Below are 15,158 nucleotides of genomic sequence, written 5' to 3' on the forward strand. Positions count from 1 at the left end.
CGTCACGGCGACACCGCCTCGGGCGCCAGGCGCACGACCTCGCGCAGCCGGTCGGTGGAGAGGTCGCCCAACCAGTCCTCGCCGGCGCCCACCGCGCTGGCGGCCAGCCGCCGCTTGCCCTCGATCATCTCGTCGATGCGCTCCTCCAGCGTGCCGACGCAGATCAGCTTGCGGACCTGCACGTCGCGGCGCTGCCCGATGCGGAACGCGCGGTCGGTGGCCTGGTCCTCCACCGCCGGATTCCACCACCGGTCGATGTGCAGTACGTGGTTGGCGGCGGTGAGGTTCAGCCCGGTTCCCGCCGCCTTCAGCGACAGCAGCAGCACCATGGGCTCGGGGCTCGTCTGGAAGCGGTGCGTCATCTCCTCGCGCTGGGCGCGCGGGGTGCCTCCGTGCAGCCACAGCACCTCACGCCCGAGGTGCTGGGCGAGGTAGGGGGCCAGGCGGCGGCCCAGCGCCGTGTACTGGGTGAAGCACAGCGCCTTGTCGCCCGCCGCCACCACGTGCTCCAGCAGTTCCTGCAGCCTTTCCAGCTTTCCCGAGCGCCCCGCCAGCGGCGAGCCGTCGCCGAGGAACTGCGCGGGATGGTTGCAGATCTGCTTGAGGCGGGCCATCGCCGCCAACACGACGCCCTTGCGCTGGATGCCCTCGGTGCCCTTCAGCCGTTCGGCCATGTCGTCCACGGCCGCCCGGTAGAGACTGGCCTGCTCGGGGGTAAGCGTGCACCAGGCACGGCTCTCCTGCTTGTCGGGCAGGTCGGAGATGATCGCCGTGTCGGTCTTGAGCCGGCGCAGGATGAACGGCCCGGTGATGCGCCGCAGCTGCGCCGCACTGTCGTCGCCGGCCTCCGCCGCCGGCGCGCCCTCCGCGGCCGCCCGTTCCACGCGCGCGGCGATGCCGGTGCGAAAGGCCTGCTGGGAGCCGAGCAGCCCGGGGTTGGCGAACTCCATCACCGACCACAGTTCGTCCAGATTGTTCTCGACCGGAGTTCCGGTCAGCGCGATGCGGGACCGCGCCGCCAGGCGCCGCACCGCCTGCGCCTGGCGGGTCCCGGCGTTCTTCAGAGCCTGGGCCTCGTCGCAGACCACCCGGTGCCAGGGCATCGCGGCGAGCTCGTCGGCGTCGCGCAGCACCATTCCGTAGGTCGTCAGGACGAGATCCGCGCCGCCGGCGGCCTTGGCCAGCGCGTTGCCGTGCAACCGGGCCGGACCGTGGTGGACGTGCACGTCCAGACCGGGAGCGAACCCGGCGGCCTCGCGCTGCCAGTTGCCCACCAGCGACACCGGGCAGACGAGCAGTGTGGGGCCGGGGCGTGGGGCAGCGCCGGCGCGGCGCTCGTCGGCCAGCAGCGCCAGCAGCTGCACCGTCTTGCCCAGCCCCATGTCGTCGGCCAGCACCGCCCCCAGCCCCAACTCGCCCAGGAAGCGCAGCCAGGCGGCGCCGCGGCTCTGGTAGGGGCGCAGCTTGCCGGTGAACCCCTCGGGCGCCTCCAGGGGTGCCATACGCGACTCGGCGTCGCCGCCGAAGAGCGCGCCCAGGGCGCCGTCGGCGTCGACGCCGGTCACCGGAAGCGGGGCGGGGCCGGTGGGGGAGAGGACCATGCGCAGCGCGTCCTCGCGGCGCATGGTGCCGCTTCCGCGGCGGCGCAGATAGGCCAGCGCGGTACGCACATGGCCGGGGTCGACCTCGATCCAGCGCCCGCGCAGCCGCACCAGCGGCTGCTTGAGCCGGGCCAGTTCGGCCAGCTCGTCCAGGTCGACGTGCTCGCCGCCGCAGGCGGCCCGCAGGGAGAAGTCGAGCAGGTCGTCGGCGCCGATGCCGCCACCGCCGGGGCGCTCGCGGGTCGTCAGCTGCAGCTCCAGCGACCGGCGGCCCGACCACTCGGGCAGTACCACGGCGAAGCCCGCGGCGCTGAGCCGCGGTGCGGCCTCGCGGATGAAGGCGTGCGCGCGGCCGGTCGTCAGTGTCAGCGCCGAGGGAGCGGGCTCGGCTAGGACGTCGCGCAGGGCGGGGTAGTGGCGTGCGGCCCGGGCGAGGTCTTCGAGGATCGCCGACTCCACGCCGGCGGGCAGGCGGTCGGCGCCGTCGCCCAGCCACAGCGCCGACAGCGCGACCTGCAGGCTGGGGTCGGCACCCGACTGCACCCAGAACTCCACACGCCACTGCTCGCCGCCCGCCGCTTCACGGTCCTCGGGGTCGGGTTCGACCAGGCGGAAGACCAGCCGGGCTCCGCCGGCCTCGCGCTGGGCGGCCGTGTGCCAGGCATACAGGCGTGCGGCGATGCCGCCCTCGGCGGTGGCACCGCCGCTGTCGTCGTCGCCCGTGCCGAGCCGCAGGCGGGCGTCGGGGCCCACGAGCGCGGCCGTCAGCGGGTGGCCGCCGCGGGCCGGGGGCGTCTGGGCTGCCAGCCGGGCACGTGCGCGCGCATCGAGCAGGTCGGCCAGGGTGCGGTAGAGGGCTGTGCTCGGCGGTTCCGCGCCGTGCGCCGCGGCGGCCGGCGGCAGGGCCGATACCAGCGCGGCGAAGTGTTCACCGCCCGCGACGGTGAGGACCGGGCGCCACCGCGCCTGCGGCGGGTCGCCCAGGAGGCGCGGCAGCAGGTGGCCGGCGTCCACCAGGCGGGCGGCGAAGGAGTCGACGGCTGCCAGGTGGGCGAGATCGGGGCCGATCCGCGTGTCCGGATCGCGGGTGCAGGGCTCGGCGCGGTGCAGCGCCCCTAGCAGCGCGGGCGCGTGTGCGGCGGGCACCTCCAGGCAGGGCACCTGCCAGGTGCCCCAGACCGCGGACTCGGCCTGCGCGGCACCGCCGGGGGGCGAAGCCGGCTCCGCGCCCGGGGCAGGGGAGGCCAGGGGGCGGGAGCCGACCGAGGGCAGCTGGAGCGACGCCTCCGCTGCGCCGCAGTCGCGGGCGGAATCGGTGCCGGCGAGTGCGGACACGGCGGCGCGCAGCCGCTCGGCCGGGGCGGCGAAGGGATGGGCGGGCGGCGTCGAACCGGGCGCGGGGTCGGCGGCAGGGGAGGGGAGGGGCTCCTGCTCGGCCCACAGCACGGCCCCGCCGCCGTGCCCGGGAGCCGCAGGGCGCCACCAGCCGTGCAGTTTCAGCACACCCGCCCTCCTTACGCGTCTCGCCACCGCAGACGTTATCGCCCGGCGGCGACGGTTCCGGGTGGCCCGGTGCGTACCGGAACCGTCGCGTGCTCGGGGGTGCGGCCCGGCGCACGCACGCGCCCGTTGCGACCGCCGGGGAGTACGAGCGCGCGTGCCGTCCGTGCATCCGTTATCGCGCCGCGGGCGGTACCGGCCGCCTACGCCCTGGCTTGAGGCCGTGCCGCGGCGCACCGCTTCGGCCGAAAGAGGACGACAGGAGCCTGTCGGCACGTCACACCGCGACCATTTGAGATCTACGTTGTAAAGGAAGCGGTGGTTCATCCTCTACGACTTAAGGTGTGGATGCCGGTCACACCGCGAAAACGGCGACCGACCGGCACCCACCCGAGCCCTTCAGCGAGAGTGCCCGTTGAGGCGGACATGCAGCATGATCCACTGGTCGGGGGAGACGCGGGCGACCACCTCCGTTCGCCCTACGCCGGCTGCCGCCAGCGCCGCGTCCACCCGCCGGCCGGCGTGGCCGCGGCGCAGCGAGGCCCGCAGACTGCCGCCGACCCCCGAGAAGCCCAGGTCCACCAGCGCGCGGTAGGCGGCGAGCTCGGTGTCGGGCACAAGCGGCCGGTCCCGGTGCACCAGGCGCAGGATCGCCGAGTCCACGCGGGGGACCGGCGTGAAGCGCTCGCGCGGCACCCGGCCGGCCATGCGCCAGTCGAACTGCGGCCAGGTGCGCACCGCCAGCCTGCTCCACCGGCCGAATCCGCCGGTGCGCTTGCGTGCGTACTCAAGCTGGGTGACCAGGGTGGCCGAGACCAGCCGCGGCGCCTCCAGGCACCAGCGCACGATGCCGGCGGTGGCCGAGTAGGGGATGTTGCCCACGACGTGGAAGGGCCGGGGCGGTGCGGGTGCTTCGCGGAAGTCGGCGCGCACGACACGCACCGCCGGGCCGAAGCGTGAGCGCAGCCGGGCCGCCAGGTGCGGGTCGATCTCATAGGCCGTGAGGCTTCCGCAGGCGGGTGCCAGGAAGCGGGTGAGCATGCCGTCTCCGGCGCCGACCTCGCCGACCTCGACGACCTCGTCGCCGGCGCCCACACCGCCGGCGCGCACCACCCGCCGGGCGGTGGCGGTGTCGGCCAGAAAGTTCTGCGCGTAGGTGCGGCGGCGCTGCCGCGCGGAGACGGGGGAGGGGTTCTCGCCGCGGCGCCCGCGCGTGTTCGCGCCGGTATGCGGGGAGCGGGATTCGCGTGCCATGGGCCGGTCCGATCCAGCCGGCTGCGGAGCCGGCGGACGGGACGGGCGGCGCCCTCCCGGCACGGCTGAACACGGTGATACGCGGTGCGTGGAGCTTCGGGGCCGCCCGTCCGGATGGATGAAGGGCGAAGACGGGCCCCGGACCGGGAGGCCGTGCGCGAGGGCGCACGGGCGCCGGCGCGGCGCGGTGTGCGCGGCGCCTGGCGGGCGGACGCTCAGCTCAGCCGAGCGTGTGAGTCCACCGGTCCGGGGACGGACCGGCGGGGACGGCGCACGAGCAGTGCCGCGGCCCACCGGGCCGTGCACCTGCCGTCGAAGATCGCGTTTACGGCTCCCATAGCGCCTGTGAGGCTATGGGCGGGCGCCGAGCCTGCGCAACAGGTTTTCCATCCAGTGCTCTCCAGCGCGCCAGCGGGAGTCGACGGTCGCCTACGGGCGGCTCGCCGGCTGATCGGGATCGCCTTCGAGGGCCTGCCGGTCCCAGCCGCCGTTGACCGCGTCGGCCTCGTAGGCGCTCTGCAGGAACTCCATCAGCGCCGCCTCGGGATCGGGCGCTCGCCGCACCTGGTCGTAGGGCAGCAGGAACTCGCCCAGCCCGGCGTCGTAGTAGGCGCCCGGCGGGCCGACGGGGTGCTCGGCGAACCCGGCCGGCTCGGGGTAGGCGTAGCAGTAGAAGCTTCCCTCACGGGAGCCGCCGGGCCAGAAGCCGCAACTGGACAGTTCGTGGGAGTAGGCCTCGACCATCACCCAGTCGCCGCAGTTGGGAGCGCCGCCGGGGTGGGTGGGCGCGGTGCGGCCCGAGAAGCGGGTCAACGCCAGGTCCATCGCGCCCCAGAAGAAGTGCACCGCGCTGCTCTTGCCGATGAAGCGGGAGCGGAAGCGGCTGAACACGCCGTGGGCGGCCACGAGCTGCTGCCAGAACCGGTAGGCGTGGTCGGGGTCGTAGGAGGCGTGCTCGGTGTCCTCAGCGAAGGGAACGGCCCGCTCGACCTCGACGGGTACCGGCCTGATGCCGGCCTCGATCCCCAGGTCGCGCAGGGCGTCGGTGGCCTCGGTGTAGAACGCGGCCACCGGTTTGGCCTCAAGCGCCACCCCGCCGGTGCGGCCGGTGCTGGTGCGCATGTGCAGCCGGTGGTCCCAGAAGTCGAACTCGGCGTCGAAGAGGCCGCCTTCGTAGGGGAGGGGCGAGGTGGTCAGGCCGCGGGGCGAGACGTAGAGCGGTACCTGCCACCAGTGGTTGACCATCGGCGCGAGAGCGAGCCGCACCTTGCCGATGATCTGGCACCACATGTGCAGGGTGTCGCGGGTCGGGGTCCACTCATCGACCTCCAGCGCCGGCCAGGCCGGGGCGGACGTCGCGCTGCTGCTCTGGGGCATCCGGGCTCCCGGTGTCGCCGTCTTCGCGATCCGGCCGATGGCGCGGCCGGACGACGCTCACCTGCGTTTACTACCCCTCCACGGCGCAGGGTCACCACCGCTTCCATACCACCGTAGAAATCTACGTTGTAAAGGTGGCTATGTGTTCTACCGAACACACTCCGAAACACAAAGGAGCGGCTACGCCGCACGAACCACTGAGCGGTTCAGGCGTAGCCGCTCTCAGCGCGAGAGAACAGGCGATGCCCGCCGCGGTCTCAGCCTCCGGCCGCGGTGACGGCCTTGTCGAGGGCCTGGTTGGCGGCGTCGACGGCCGCCATCAGCGTGGCCGGCTCGGTATCGAGTCCGGTGAGCACGTCGTCGATGTGGCGCAGGCCCGCGACTTCGAGCAGGCGCTTCTCATTGGTGACCCAGGTGGCGCGGGCGGCCATGATCGCGTGGGCGGCCTGGGTGGCCGCTGTCGCGATCGCACCGGCGGTGCCGGTGAGGTTGCCCCGTTCGGCGTAGGCGCCGCGACCGTAGGCGAGCTCGAACTTGGCTTGCGTCCACCAGCGGTCAGGGGCTTTGCGGCGCAGCTCCTCGGGGAACTCGGGGCGCGGGAGTTCGCCCTGCAGGGCTTCGTTGAGGGCGAGTTCGGCGACGACGAGGTAGGTGGGGATGCCGGCGCGGTGGAAGGGCAGCATCTCGACGTCGAAGCGGCCCTTGCGGGCCTCGGCGATGCGGAAGTCGACGTCGTCGAGGTCGCGGTAGTGGACGTCGACGTGGCGGCCGTCGATCTCCAGCCAGGCTCCGCCGTTGAAGACGCCGCCGCCCCAGCCGCCGATCTCGGAGACGTCGCCCGGCCAGCCGAGGGCGCGCAGGTTGTCGGGGTCGAAGCGGTGGCGGTAGTAGATGGCGAAGTCCCAGTCGCTGCCGGCGTGGTTGGTGCCTGTGGCACGGGAACCGCCGAGCGAGACGGCGGTGACGCCGTTGAGCCGGGCCAGGGTCTGGGAGACGTGCTCACTGAATTCGGTGTCGCTGAGCCGCATAGGGGAAACGCTATCGCGGTGGGGCGCTCGTATGCTGTCGGGGTGCTTGAGGAGATTGCGGCGACGCGGTATGTGCTTCCGCTTCGTGAGGGCGGTTCACTGCCGGGGCTGGTGGAGGCCGACGACTGCGGGATGTACGTGGTCAAGTTCGTCGGCGCGGGACAGGGGCGCAAGACGCTGGTGGCCGAGGTGATCGCGGGCGAGCTGGCTCGTGCGCTGGGGCTTCCGGTGCCGGTGCTGACACTGGTGCGGGTCGACGCGGTGATCGGGCGCAGTGAGCCCGATGCCGAGGTGCAGGAGTTGCTGAAGGCCAGCGGCGGGTTGAATCTGGGGATCGATTTCCTGCCGGGGGCGTTGGGCTTGGACCCGCTGGTGTTCGAGGTGGATCCGGTGTTCGCGGGCCGGGTGCTGTGGTTCGACGCGTTGATCGGCAATGTCGATCGGACGTGGCGCAATCCGAACATGCTGGTGTGGCACCGGAACCCGTATCTCATCGATCACGGCGCTTCGCTGATCTTCCATCACAACTGGGGGAGTGCGAAGCGGGCGGCGTCGCGGGCCTATGACGCCGGCGACCACGTGATGGTGCCGGTGGGGCCCGATGTGGCGGCTGCGGACGCGGCGTTGGCGCCGCTGGTCACCGAGGGGTTGGTGCGTGAGGTCGTGGGTGCGGTTCCGGACGACTGGTTGGAGGACGAGCCGGGATTCGCGTCGGCGGAGGAGGTGCGCGAGGCCTATGCGGCGCATCTGCTGGCGCGGGTGGGCGATCGCGTGTGGCTGCCGGAGGTGCCGCGATGAGCCGCGGGGAGCCGGGTGCGGCTGGGGAGCGCGAGGTCTTCGAGTATGCGCTGATGCGGGTGGTGCCGCGGTTGGAGCGCGGTGAGCAGGTCAACGCGGGGGTGATCGTGTACTGCCGTGCGCGGGGGTTTCTGGGTGCGCGGTGTGTAGTGGACGAGGCGCGGTTGCGGGTGCTGGATCCGGACGTGGACGTCTGCGGTGTGGGTCGGGCTCTTGAGGCGGTGGAGCTGGTGTGCCGGGGTGGCGCCGGTGCCGGTCCGGCGCGTGATGAGGATGCGGGGCGGCGGTTCCGGTGGCTGACGGCGCCGCGGAGCACGATCGTGCAGCCGGGGGCGATCCACACGGGGTTGACGCGGGATCCGGCGGGTGAGTTGGAGCGGTTGGTGGAACGGCTGGTGCTGTGAGGCCGCTCATGGCGTCGGCGGTCGGGGCCGCGGTCGGCGGGAGGGGGCGGCGGTGTAGCAGGGTGTGCGGTCGCCGGTGTCTGTGCAGGTGTGGGGTATTCGGTGGCGAATTCGGATGCGTGCCGGCGCGTTTTTCGTTAGCGTAACTAAGGGAAGTCGTGCGTGGGTTCACGTGCCCGGTTCGGTTCGGGGGCGGCGCAGGAGGATGAGTCGGGGCGGGTGCGGCGTTGGCTGTCGATGGTGGGGCGTGGCCGAGGCATGCCGCCGATACTCGTCGGATCGTCGGATGATGTGTGGAGGGTCGTTCAGTGTCGCAGAGCCGGTTATCCGCGGAGCCCGTGTCGGCGGGATGGCTGCGTTCGGAGTCGGGGAGCGTGCCGCGGCGGTCGTTCGTCCTGCTGGTGTTGGTGCTGGGCACCCTGACAGGGGTGGGCCCGCTGGCGACGGACCTGTATCTGCCGGCGTTTCCCGAGATCGCGGCTGATCTGGACGCACAGCAGGCGCAGATCCAGCTGACGCTGACGGCGATGATGCTGGGGCTGTCGCTGGGTCAGCTGGTGATCGGTCCGCTGAGTGACGCGCTGGGGCGGCGGGGGCCGCTGCTGGTGGGTTTCGCGGTGTTCGCGCTGGCCTCGTTCGCGTGCGTGCTGGTGCCCTCGGCGTCGGCGCTGGCAGGGCTGCGGTTCGTGCAGGGGATCGCGGGGGCCTCGGGTGCGGTGATCGCGCGTGCGGTGGTGCGCGATGTCTTCGAGGGCGATGAGGCGGCGCGGTTCTTCTCGCGGCTGATGCTGGTGACGGGGCTGGCTCCGCTGCTGGCGCCGGTGATGGGTGCGCAGTTGCTGCGGGTGGGTCCCTGGCAGTTGAGTTTCGTGGCGCTGGGGTTGCTGGCGCTGGTGAGCCTGACCGTGGTGTCGCTGTGGCTGCCGGAGACGCTGCCGCGGTCGGTGCGGCGCCCGTTCCGGGTGGCGTCGCTGGCGCGGACGGTGTGGTCTCTGGTGCGCGACGTGCGGTTCATCGGTCCGACGCTGACGCTGGGGTTGGCCTTTGCGATGCTGTTCACCTATGTGTCGTCGTTCTCGTTCGTGTCGCAGAGCCAGTTCGGGGCCTCGGAGCAGATGTTCGCGCTGATGTTCGCGGTGAACACGGCGGGGTTGATGATCGGCACGCAGGTGAATGCGTATCTGATCGGCCGCGTGGAGACGTCGCGGCGGTTGGCCGGCGGGCTGTTGTCGGCGCTGTGCGCTGTGGGGGTGCTGGGTGCGTTGGCGCTTGGCGGGTTGTCGGGCCCGGGGTCGCTGGTGGCGCTGACGTGCGTCTTCTTCTCGATGATGCTGAGTTTGGGGTTCGTGATGCCCAACGCGACGACGCTGGCGATCTCGTCGCAGGTGCCTGCGGTGGCGGGGACGGCCTCGGCGTTGATGGGGTCGTTGCAGTTCGCGCTGGGCGGGGGTCTGTCGTCGATGGCGGGCTGGACGGCTTCGGGTGAGGCGAGTTTGGCGAGCATGGCCGTGGTGATGGGTTCGGTTGGTCTTGCTTCGGGTGTGGTGTTCGTGTTCTCGGCGTGGTGGCGGGCGCGTTCGCCGGTGCGTTCGGGGTCCTGAGGTGGGATGAGGCGGTGATGGGCGGCCCCGGTCGGTAATCGGCCGGGGCCGCTTCGTGTGCGCGGCGCATCGTCGCTGATTGCGGTGGTGAATGGGGGTTTCCCGGGTTGCCGGGAGGTGAGGGTTGCGTGCACAGTAGGGCCACTCGCGTGAGGGCGCGCACGGGGTGGTCTCGCCGGTTCCCCCACCGGCTGTGAGGAGAGGTTTTTGATGGCGGGGTCGTCGGTTGGTGCGGTCGGGCAGTCGCGGCTTCGCGGTTTGGGCGATGTTCCCTACCACTGGGGTGAGGGTGCGGCGCGCGACGAGGTGCTGTTGGCGCGCGACGATGAGGCCGGCGCGTGGCGGGCGTTGTCGTCGCGGGAGTTCTCTTCGCAGATCGCGGGGGTGGCCAAGGGCCTGATCGGTGTGGGTGTGGGGGCGGGCGACCGTGTGGTGGTGGTCGCGCGTCCTGGTATGGAGTGCGCGCTGGTGGTTTTGGCGGCCTGGGTGGTGCGGGCCGTTGTGGTGTGTGTGCCGCCGGCGGCTTCGTCGGAGCGGCTGACCTATGTGTTGCGTGACAGTGATCCGGCGGCGGTGGTGCTGGAGGACGGGCGGCACGCGTCGGCGGTGGGGGCGCTGGGGCGTCAGCTGACGGACCTGGTGCGGGTGTGGCGGCTGGACGAGAGCGGTCTGGAGGGGATCGCGCGTCCGGGTGCCTATATGGATTCCACGGCGGTGCGGTTCCGGCGTGAGGACCAGTCGCCGCAGGATGTGGCGGCGGTGGTGTATCCGGTGAGCACTGCGGTGCGCACGCGGGGTGTGGTGTTGACGCACGCGGCGGTGCTGGCGGCGGCCGAGGCGCTGGTGGAGCGGTTGTCGCCGGAGCAGGAGGGGCGTCGGCGCGGTGATGAGGGGCCGGGCCGTGTGCTGATGGAGCTGGGCCTGTGGGAGCCGGGGGCGTTGGCGGGTCTGGTGGCGTGTGGGCTGGTGCGTGCGCCGTTGGGGTTCGTGTCGCGGGGGCCGCGGTTGCGGCGGGAGATGCGGGAGTTCGCGCCGCGGGTGTTGGTGTGCCGTCGGTGGTTGGTGGAGCGGGTGTTCGCGGCGGTGCGGTCGTCGGCTCCGCGCAACGGCTGGGACCAGGTGGACTCCTTCAAGGTGGCCATGGAGATGGCTGTGGAGTTCGACCGGGCGCAGCGCAAGGGTGCGTGGCGGCGGATGTCGCGGGCGATGTACGACTGGGTTTACGGCCGGGTGCGTGAGGCGCTGGGCGGGCAGGTGCGGCTGGTGGTGTGTGCCGGCGGCGGGTTGTCGGGGGAATTGGACGGTTTCTTCAACGGTGCGGGTGTGCCGTTGGTGCAGGCGTGGGGTGTGCCGGAGTCGTGTGGTGTGGCGGCGGTGGGGTCGCCGGAGCAGCGGCGTGCGGGCACGGTGGGTCGTGCGCTTGCGGGGGTGTCGTTGCAGCCCTCGGGTGAGGAGGAGCTGTGTGTGCGGGGGCCGCTGCTGTTCTCGGGGTATTGGGGTGATGAGGCGGCGGGGCGCTCTGCGGTGTGGGAGGGCTGGTTGGCTTCGGGGGTGGCCGGCGGCTTGGACGAGGCGGGGTTCGTGCGGGTGGGGCCGCGGTTGCGGACGCAGTCCTCGCATGAGCCGGATCGGGCGCGTGCTGTGGTGCGGGCGCCGGCGGTGCCGGCGGCGGAGCCGGAGTATCCGGCGGTGTGGGAGCAGCGGGCGTGTGCGCATCCGCTGGTGTCGCAGGCGGTGCTGATCTGGCAGGGGCGGCCGTATGCGAGTGCGCTGGTGACGTTGGCGGCGGATCAGGCGGAGTATTGGCGGTTGGTGAACAATCGGCCGTTGTCGATGACGCGGGCGGAGTTGGCGGCGGATCCGGATTTGGGGGCGGAGGTCCGTTCGGCGGTGGTGGCTGCCAATCAGGCGGTGCCGGGGGAGTGGGCGGTGCGGGCTTTTCATGTGTTGGCCGAGGAGTTCACGGCGGCCGGGGGGTTGGTGTTGGCGGATGGGAGTCTGCGGCGTGATGCGGTGCTGCGGGCGTTCGCCGAGGAGATCGAGGGGTTGTATCGCAGCCGGGAGGCTCCGCGGGGGGAGTGAGCGGGGTTATTGGTTGAGGTAGGCCAGGACGGCGCGGACGCGGCGGCTGTCGTCGGTGGAGGGCGGCAGGTCGAGTTTGGTGAAGATGCTGTTGATGTGCTTGCTGACTGCTTTTTCGGTGACGTAGAGGCGGGTGGCGATGGCGGAGTTGGAGCGGCCTTCGGCCATTTCGGCGAGGACTTCGCGTTCGCGGGTGGTGAGTTGGGCCAGGGGGCTGGCGTCGGTGTGTTTGGCCAGTAGTTGGGAGATGACGGCGGGGTCCATGGCGGTTCCGCCGGAGGCGACGCGGTGGATGGCGTCGATGAACTGGCTGACGTCGAAGACGCGGTCTTTGAGGAGGTAGCCGACGGCGCCGCGGTCGTCGGAGAGCAGTTCGCGGGCGTAGAGCTGTTCGACGTGCTGGGAGAGCACGAGGATGGGCAGGCCGGGCAGGGTGTGGCGGGCGCTGATGGCGGCTTGGAGGCCTTCGTCGGTGAAGGTGGGGGGTAGGCGCACGTCGACGACGGTGATGTCGGGGCGGTGGTGGGTGAGGGCCTTGTGCAGGTCGGGTCCGTTGTCGACGGCGGCGACGACGTCGCATTCGTGGGCCTGCAGCAGGCGGATGAGTCCGTCGCGGAGCAGGGCGAGGTCTTCGGCGATGACGACGCGCACGGGGGTCCTTCGGGTGGGTGTGGGCGGTGGGGGCGTAGGCGGAATGCTACAGCGGTGGGGCTGTGGTCAGGGCTGTGCGGTGGAGGGGTGTGCGCGGGGCCGGTCGGTGGGCGGGTGGGGCGGGTCTTGGGGCTCGGGGGCCAGGGCGCAGGGCAGTTCCATGGTGATGACGGTGGGTCCGCCGGGTGGGCTGGTGGTGTGCATGTGGCCGTCGAAGGCGGCCAGGCGTCGGCGGATGCCGGTGAGGCCGGTGCCGGAGTCGGGGTCGAGGCCGCCGTGTCCGTCGTCGCCGACGGTGAGGACCATGCGGTCGCGGCCGTGGTTGATGTGGACCCAGGCTCGGGTGGCGTGGGCGTGTTTGGCGGTGTTGGTGAGGAGTTCGGCGACGGCGAAGTAGGCGGCGGATTCGACGGGGCCGGGGGGTCGGCCGGGTAGGTCGATGTCGACGTCGACGGGGGTGTGGTGGGTGAGGGCCAGGGCGCGCAGGGCGCCGTCGAGGCCGCGTTCGACCAGGACGGGCGGGTGGATGCCGCGGACGAGGTCGCGTAGTTCGGTGAGGGCTTGGCGGGTGGTTTCGCGGGCTTCGGTGAGTAGGCGGTGGGCGGTTGCGGGGTCGCGGGTGAGGGTTTCTTCGGCGAGGCCCAGGCTCATGCCCAGGGCGACGAGGCGGGCTTGGGCGCCGTCGTGGAGGTCGCGTTCGATGCGGCGGACCTCGGAGGCTTGGGCGTCGATGGTGTGGGCGCGGGAGGTGGCCAGGTGGGCGACGCGGGCGGTGAGGCGGTCGTGTTCGGTGGGGGCGAGCAGGCGGCGGTTGAGGCGGATGTAGGTGTGCAGGGCGGCGGGGGTGGCGATGTAGGCGAGGGTGAGGAGCAGGGCGCCGGTGATGAGTGAGGGCCAGGCGTCGGCTTGGGTGGTGACGGGTTGGAGGGCGTAGAAGGAGGGGGCGTAGCGCCAGGTGTAGGTGTGGGCCAGGGCGAGAAGGCCGTGGGTGAGCAGGACGAGGGGCAGGGCGGCGAGGATGAGGCCGGCGGTGCTGTTGGCGGCGAGCCAGATGTAGTCGCGGCGGGTGGCGGGGTCGGTGAGCAGGGTGGTGACTTGGGTGCTCAGGCGGGTGTCGGTGAGGCGGCGGTAGGGGGGTGGGGGGACGGGGCCGTCGGCGAGGTGGTGGCCGAGCATGCGGCGGTGGGTGTGGGCGTGTCCGCGCAGGAGGCGGGTGAGGGTGGCCAGGAGGGGCAGGCCGACCCAGATGGCGGAGAGTGCGGTGGCGATGAGGCTCAGGGCCAGTAGCAGGATCCCGGCTGCGGCGTGGGTGATCAGCAGCAGGCACCACACCAGTTGGGTGGGGCGGGTGTGGTGCCGGTAGTGGGGTCGGGCCATGGCGGGTCCTCGGCGGGGCTGGGGTGTGGTGCGGGTCCTTTCCATTGTGGCGGTGGCCGGGCGGCGGGGTCGGTGGTGCGGTGTCCCCTTTCGGGGCGGGGGGTTAGGGCCAGCGCATGTCGCTGGCGTAGGGCAGGCGGGTCACGCGGGTGGCGTCGCGGGCGTTGAGTGCGTCGCGCAGTTGGGTCCAGGCTTGGCGGGGGGTGTTGTCGGTGCGTTGGCAGCCGCCGCGCTGGGTGCAGGCGGTGTGTTGGGACAGGGCGCCGGCGGCGCGCAGGGGTTGGTTGCGGTGGTGGGCGCCCCAGGCGCTGATGTTGGCCCATTGGCGGGCTTGGATGCCGTCGGTGCGGTAGATCTGGGGCATTGCGTACACGGTGGGGGCGGCGCCGGTGGCGAGGTGGTGCACGTCGGCGACGGTCCAGCCGTTGTTGCAGGTGGTGGAGTTCTGGCCGGGGGTGGGGCAGCCGCCGGCGGAGTTGGCGGCGTAGAGGCGCCGGTCGGTGGTGTCGGTGTAGGCGTCGATCCAGGCGCGGGCCCAGGCGGGTGAGGACCAGGAGGGTTCGGCGTCGATGGCGCCGGTGACGGTGATGTCGGGGTCGCCGGCGCGGCGTGCGGCGGTGTCGATGATGTCGGCCCAGGCGGCGCCGGCGGTGGCGGGGTCGGTGCCGCCGTCGTCTTTGTTGTTGACGCCCAGGGCGAGGTGGGCGGTGGCGCCGTGGGTGTTGCAGCTGTGGAAGCCGGCGGCGTAGGCGGCGGCGATGTCGACAGTGGCGTCGGCGGGGATGCGGGGTGTTGTGGTTTGGGCGGTGGTGCCGGGGTGGCGTAGTTGGTCGGGGTGTTCTTGGGTGCCGAGGAAGAGGATGCGCAGGCCGTGGTTTCCGGTGGTGGCGTCGGCGCAGCCGGCTTCGCGGGCGCGGGTGGTGTCTGCGGGGGTGTTCTGGGCGGTGATGTAGCGGCTGGTGGTGTGGCCGGGGTAGGCGGGTTGGGCGGCTGCGGCGGGTGGTGCGGCCAGGGTCAGGGCGGTGGCTGTGGCGGTGAGGGTGCAGGCGATGCGGGCGGTGGGTGTGGGCACGGTCTTGCTCCTGGTGGTGCGGGGTCATGGCCTTTGGACCCATTGAGCCCTGGGATGGGGTGGTGTGGCACGCACCCGGGGCGGGTCGGGCGTGTCTGCCCTGGGGTGGGGCGCCTGCGGTGGTTGCGGGCGCGGGGCATGAAGAAAGCGCCCTGGGGCGGCCGGTGGTGGGCCGCGCCCAGGGCGCTGGTCGGTGCGGGCCGGTGCGGCGGTCGCCTCTCGGCGCGTGGCGCAACGCGGTTCCGTGTCCGCCTCCGGCGCGGGGCGCCGGGTGCGCGTATTCCGCGAAGGCGTTGAGTGGAGCCCGGGGGACACTTGCTACCGCACCGGTCCGCGGTGGGGTCAACGGGTGGGGGCGGGGTGGTATTCCCGGGGCGATGTGGGGTGGATTCGGGGGACGCGCGGGCTCCGGT

Annotated in this window: 11 protein-coding genes; 4 read left to right on the forward strand and 7 right to left on the reverse strand. The window is 72.4% G+C overall.

The window, feature by feature from the left end; genetic code table 11:
* Window positions 1–2: 2 nt before the first annotated feature.
* The 4 genes from LP52_RS08855 to LP52_RS08870 all read right to left on the reverse strand — a co-directional run bounded on the left by LP52_RS08855 (window position 3) and on the right by LP52_RS08870 (window position 6,760).
* On the reverse strand, window positions 3–3,104 hold the full coding sequence (locus tag LP52_RS08855) for a DEAD/DEAH box helicase (RefSeq protein WP_238580797.1): 3,102 nt from the start codon (window positions 3,102–3,104) through the stop codon (window positions 3–5).
* 396 nt (window positions 3,105–3,500) lie between these two features.
* Window positions 3,501–4,355, reverse strand: coding sequence for an ErmE/ErmH/ErmO/ErmR family 23S rRNA (adenine(2058)-N(6))-methyltransferase (gene erm / locus LP52_RS08860; RefSeq protein WP_040272322.1), 855 nt, complete (start codon window positions 4,353–4,355; stop codon window positions 3,501–3,503).
* A gap of 429 nt (window positions 4,356–4,784) precedes the next feature.
* A complete protein-coding gene (locus tag LP52_RS08865; protein ID WP_040272323.1) occupies window positions 4,785–5,732 on the reverse strand; it encodes a DUF5996 family protein in 948 nt (315 codons plus the stop codon).
* A 257-nt stretch (window positions 5,733–5,989) separates the two neighbouring features.
* Window positions 5,990–6,760, reverse strand: a complete 771-nt coding sequence (locus LP52_RS08870) for a nucleotidyltransferase domain-containing protein (RefSeq protein ID WP_040272324.1) — start codon at window positions 6,758–6,760, stop codon at window positions 5,990–5,992.
* Between the two features lie 42 nt (window positions 6,761–6,802).
* Here LP52_RS08870 and LP52_RS08875 point away from each other — a divergent pair, with 42 nt between their 5' ends.
* From LP52_RS08875 to LP52_RS08890, 4 genes are all read left to right on the forward strand, one after another.
* Window positions 6,803–7,558, forward strand: coding sequence for a HipA family kinase (locus tag LP52_RS08875; protein ID WP_193789967.1), 756 nt, complete (start codon window positions 6,803–6,805; stop codon window positions 7,556–7,558).
* Entirely contained in the window at window positions 7,555–7,962 is a 408-nt protein-coding gene (locus LP52_RS08880; protein WP_040272327.1) for a DUF3037 domain-containing protein, read from the forward strand. The genes LP52_RS08875 and LP52_RS08880 overlap by 4 nt, the downstream gene beginning before the upstream one ends.
* Window positions 7,963–8,315: 353 nt before the next feature.
* On the forward strand, window positions 8,316–9,563 hold the full coding sequence (locus LP52_RS08885; RefSeq protein ID WP_394298194.1) for a multidrug effflux MFS transporter: 1,248 nt from the start codon (window positions 8,316–8,318) through the stop codon (window positions 9,561–9,563).
* A 210-nt stretch (window positions 9,564–9,773) separates the two neighbouring features.
* Window positions 9,774–11,645 carry an AMP-binding protein gene (locus LP52_RS08890; RefSeq protein WP_040272329.1) on the forward strand — a complete coding sequence of 624 codons (1,872 nt, stop codon included), beginning with the start codon at window positions 9,774–9,776 and terminating at the stop codon, window positions 11,643–11,645.
* 6 nt (window positions 11,646–11,651) lie between these two features.
* On the opposite strand, the gene LP52_RS08895 is transcribed toward LP52_RS08890, so the two are convergent.
* The 3 genes from LP52_RS08895 to LP52_RS08905 all read right to left on the reverse strand — a co-directional run bounded on the left by LP52_RS08895 (window position 11,652) and on the right by LP52_RS08905 (window position 14,745).
* Window positions 11,652–12,296 carry a response regulator gene (locus LP52_RS08895; RefSeq protein ID WP_040272330.1) on the reverse strand — a complete coding sequence of 215 codons (645 nt, stop codon included), beginning with the start codon at window positions 12,294–12,296 and terminating at the stop codon, window positions 11,652–11,654.
* Between the two features lie 66 nt (window positions 12,297–12,362).
* A complete protein-coding gene (locus LP52_RS08900) occupies window positions 12,363–13,673 on the reverse strand; it encodes a sensor histidine kinase (protein WP_052809621.1) in 1,311 nt (436 codons plus the stop codon).
* Window positions 13,674–13,776: 103 nt separating this feature from the next.
* On the reverse strand, window positions 13,777–14,745 hold the full coding sequence (locus LP52_RS08905; protein WP_157036275.1) for a hypothetical protein: 969 nt from the start codon (window positions 14,743–14,745) through the stop codon (window positions 13,777–13,779).
* Window positions 14,746–15,158 lie beyond the last annotated feature (413 nt).

This window comes from Streptomonospora alba (assembly GCF_000826685.1).
GTDB classification, from domain to species: domain Bacteria; phylum Actinomycetota; class Actinomycetes; order Streptosporangiales; family Streptosporangiaceae; genus Streptomonospora; species Streptomonospora alba.

Coding starts and splice junctions, on each gene's coding strand:
- LP52_RS08880 (WP_040272327.1), top strand. CDS start 7,555: ATGAGCCGCGGGGAGCCGGGTGCGGCTGGGGAGCGCGAGGTCTTCGAG.
- LP52_RS08870 (WP_040272324.1), bottom strand. CDS start 6,760: ATGCGGCTCAGCGACACCGAATTCAGTGAGCACGTCTCCCAGACCCTG.
- LP52_RS08900 (WP_052809621.1), bottom strand. CDS start 13,673: ATGGCCCGACCCCACTACCGGCACCACACCCGCCCCACCCAACTGGTG.
- LP52_RS08890 (WP_040272329.1), top strand. CDS start 9,774: ATGGCGGGGTCGTCGGTTGGTGCGGTCGGGCAGTCGCGGCTTCGCGGT.
- erm (WP_040272322.1), bottom strand. CDS start 4,355: ATGGCACGCGAATCCCGCTCCCCGCATACCGGCGCGAACACGCGCGGG.
- LP52_RS08865 (WP_040272323.1), bottom strand. CDS start 5,732: ATGCCCCAGAGCAGCAGCGCGACGTCCGCCCCGGCCTGGCCGGCGCTG.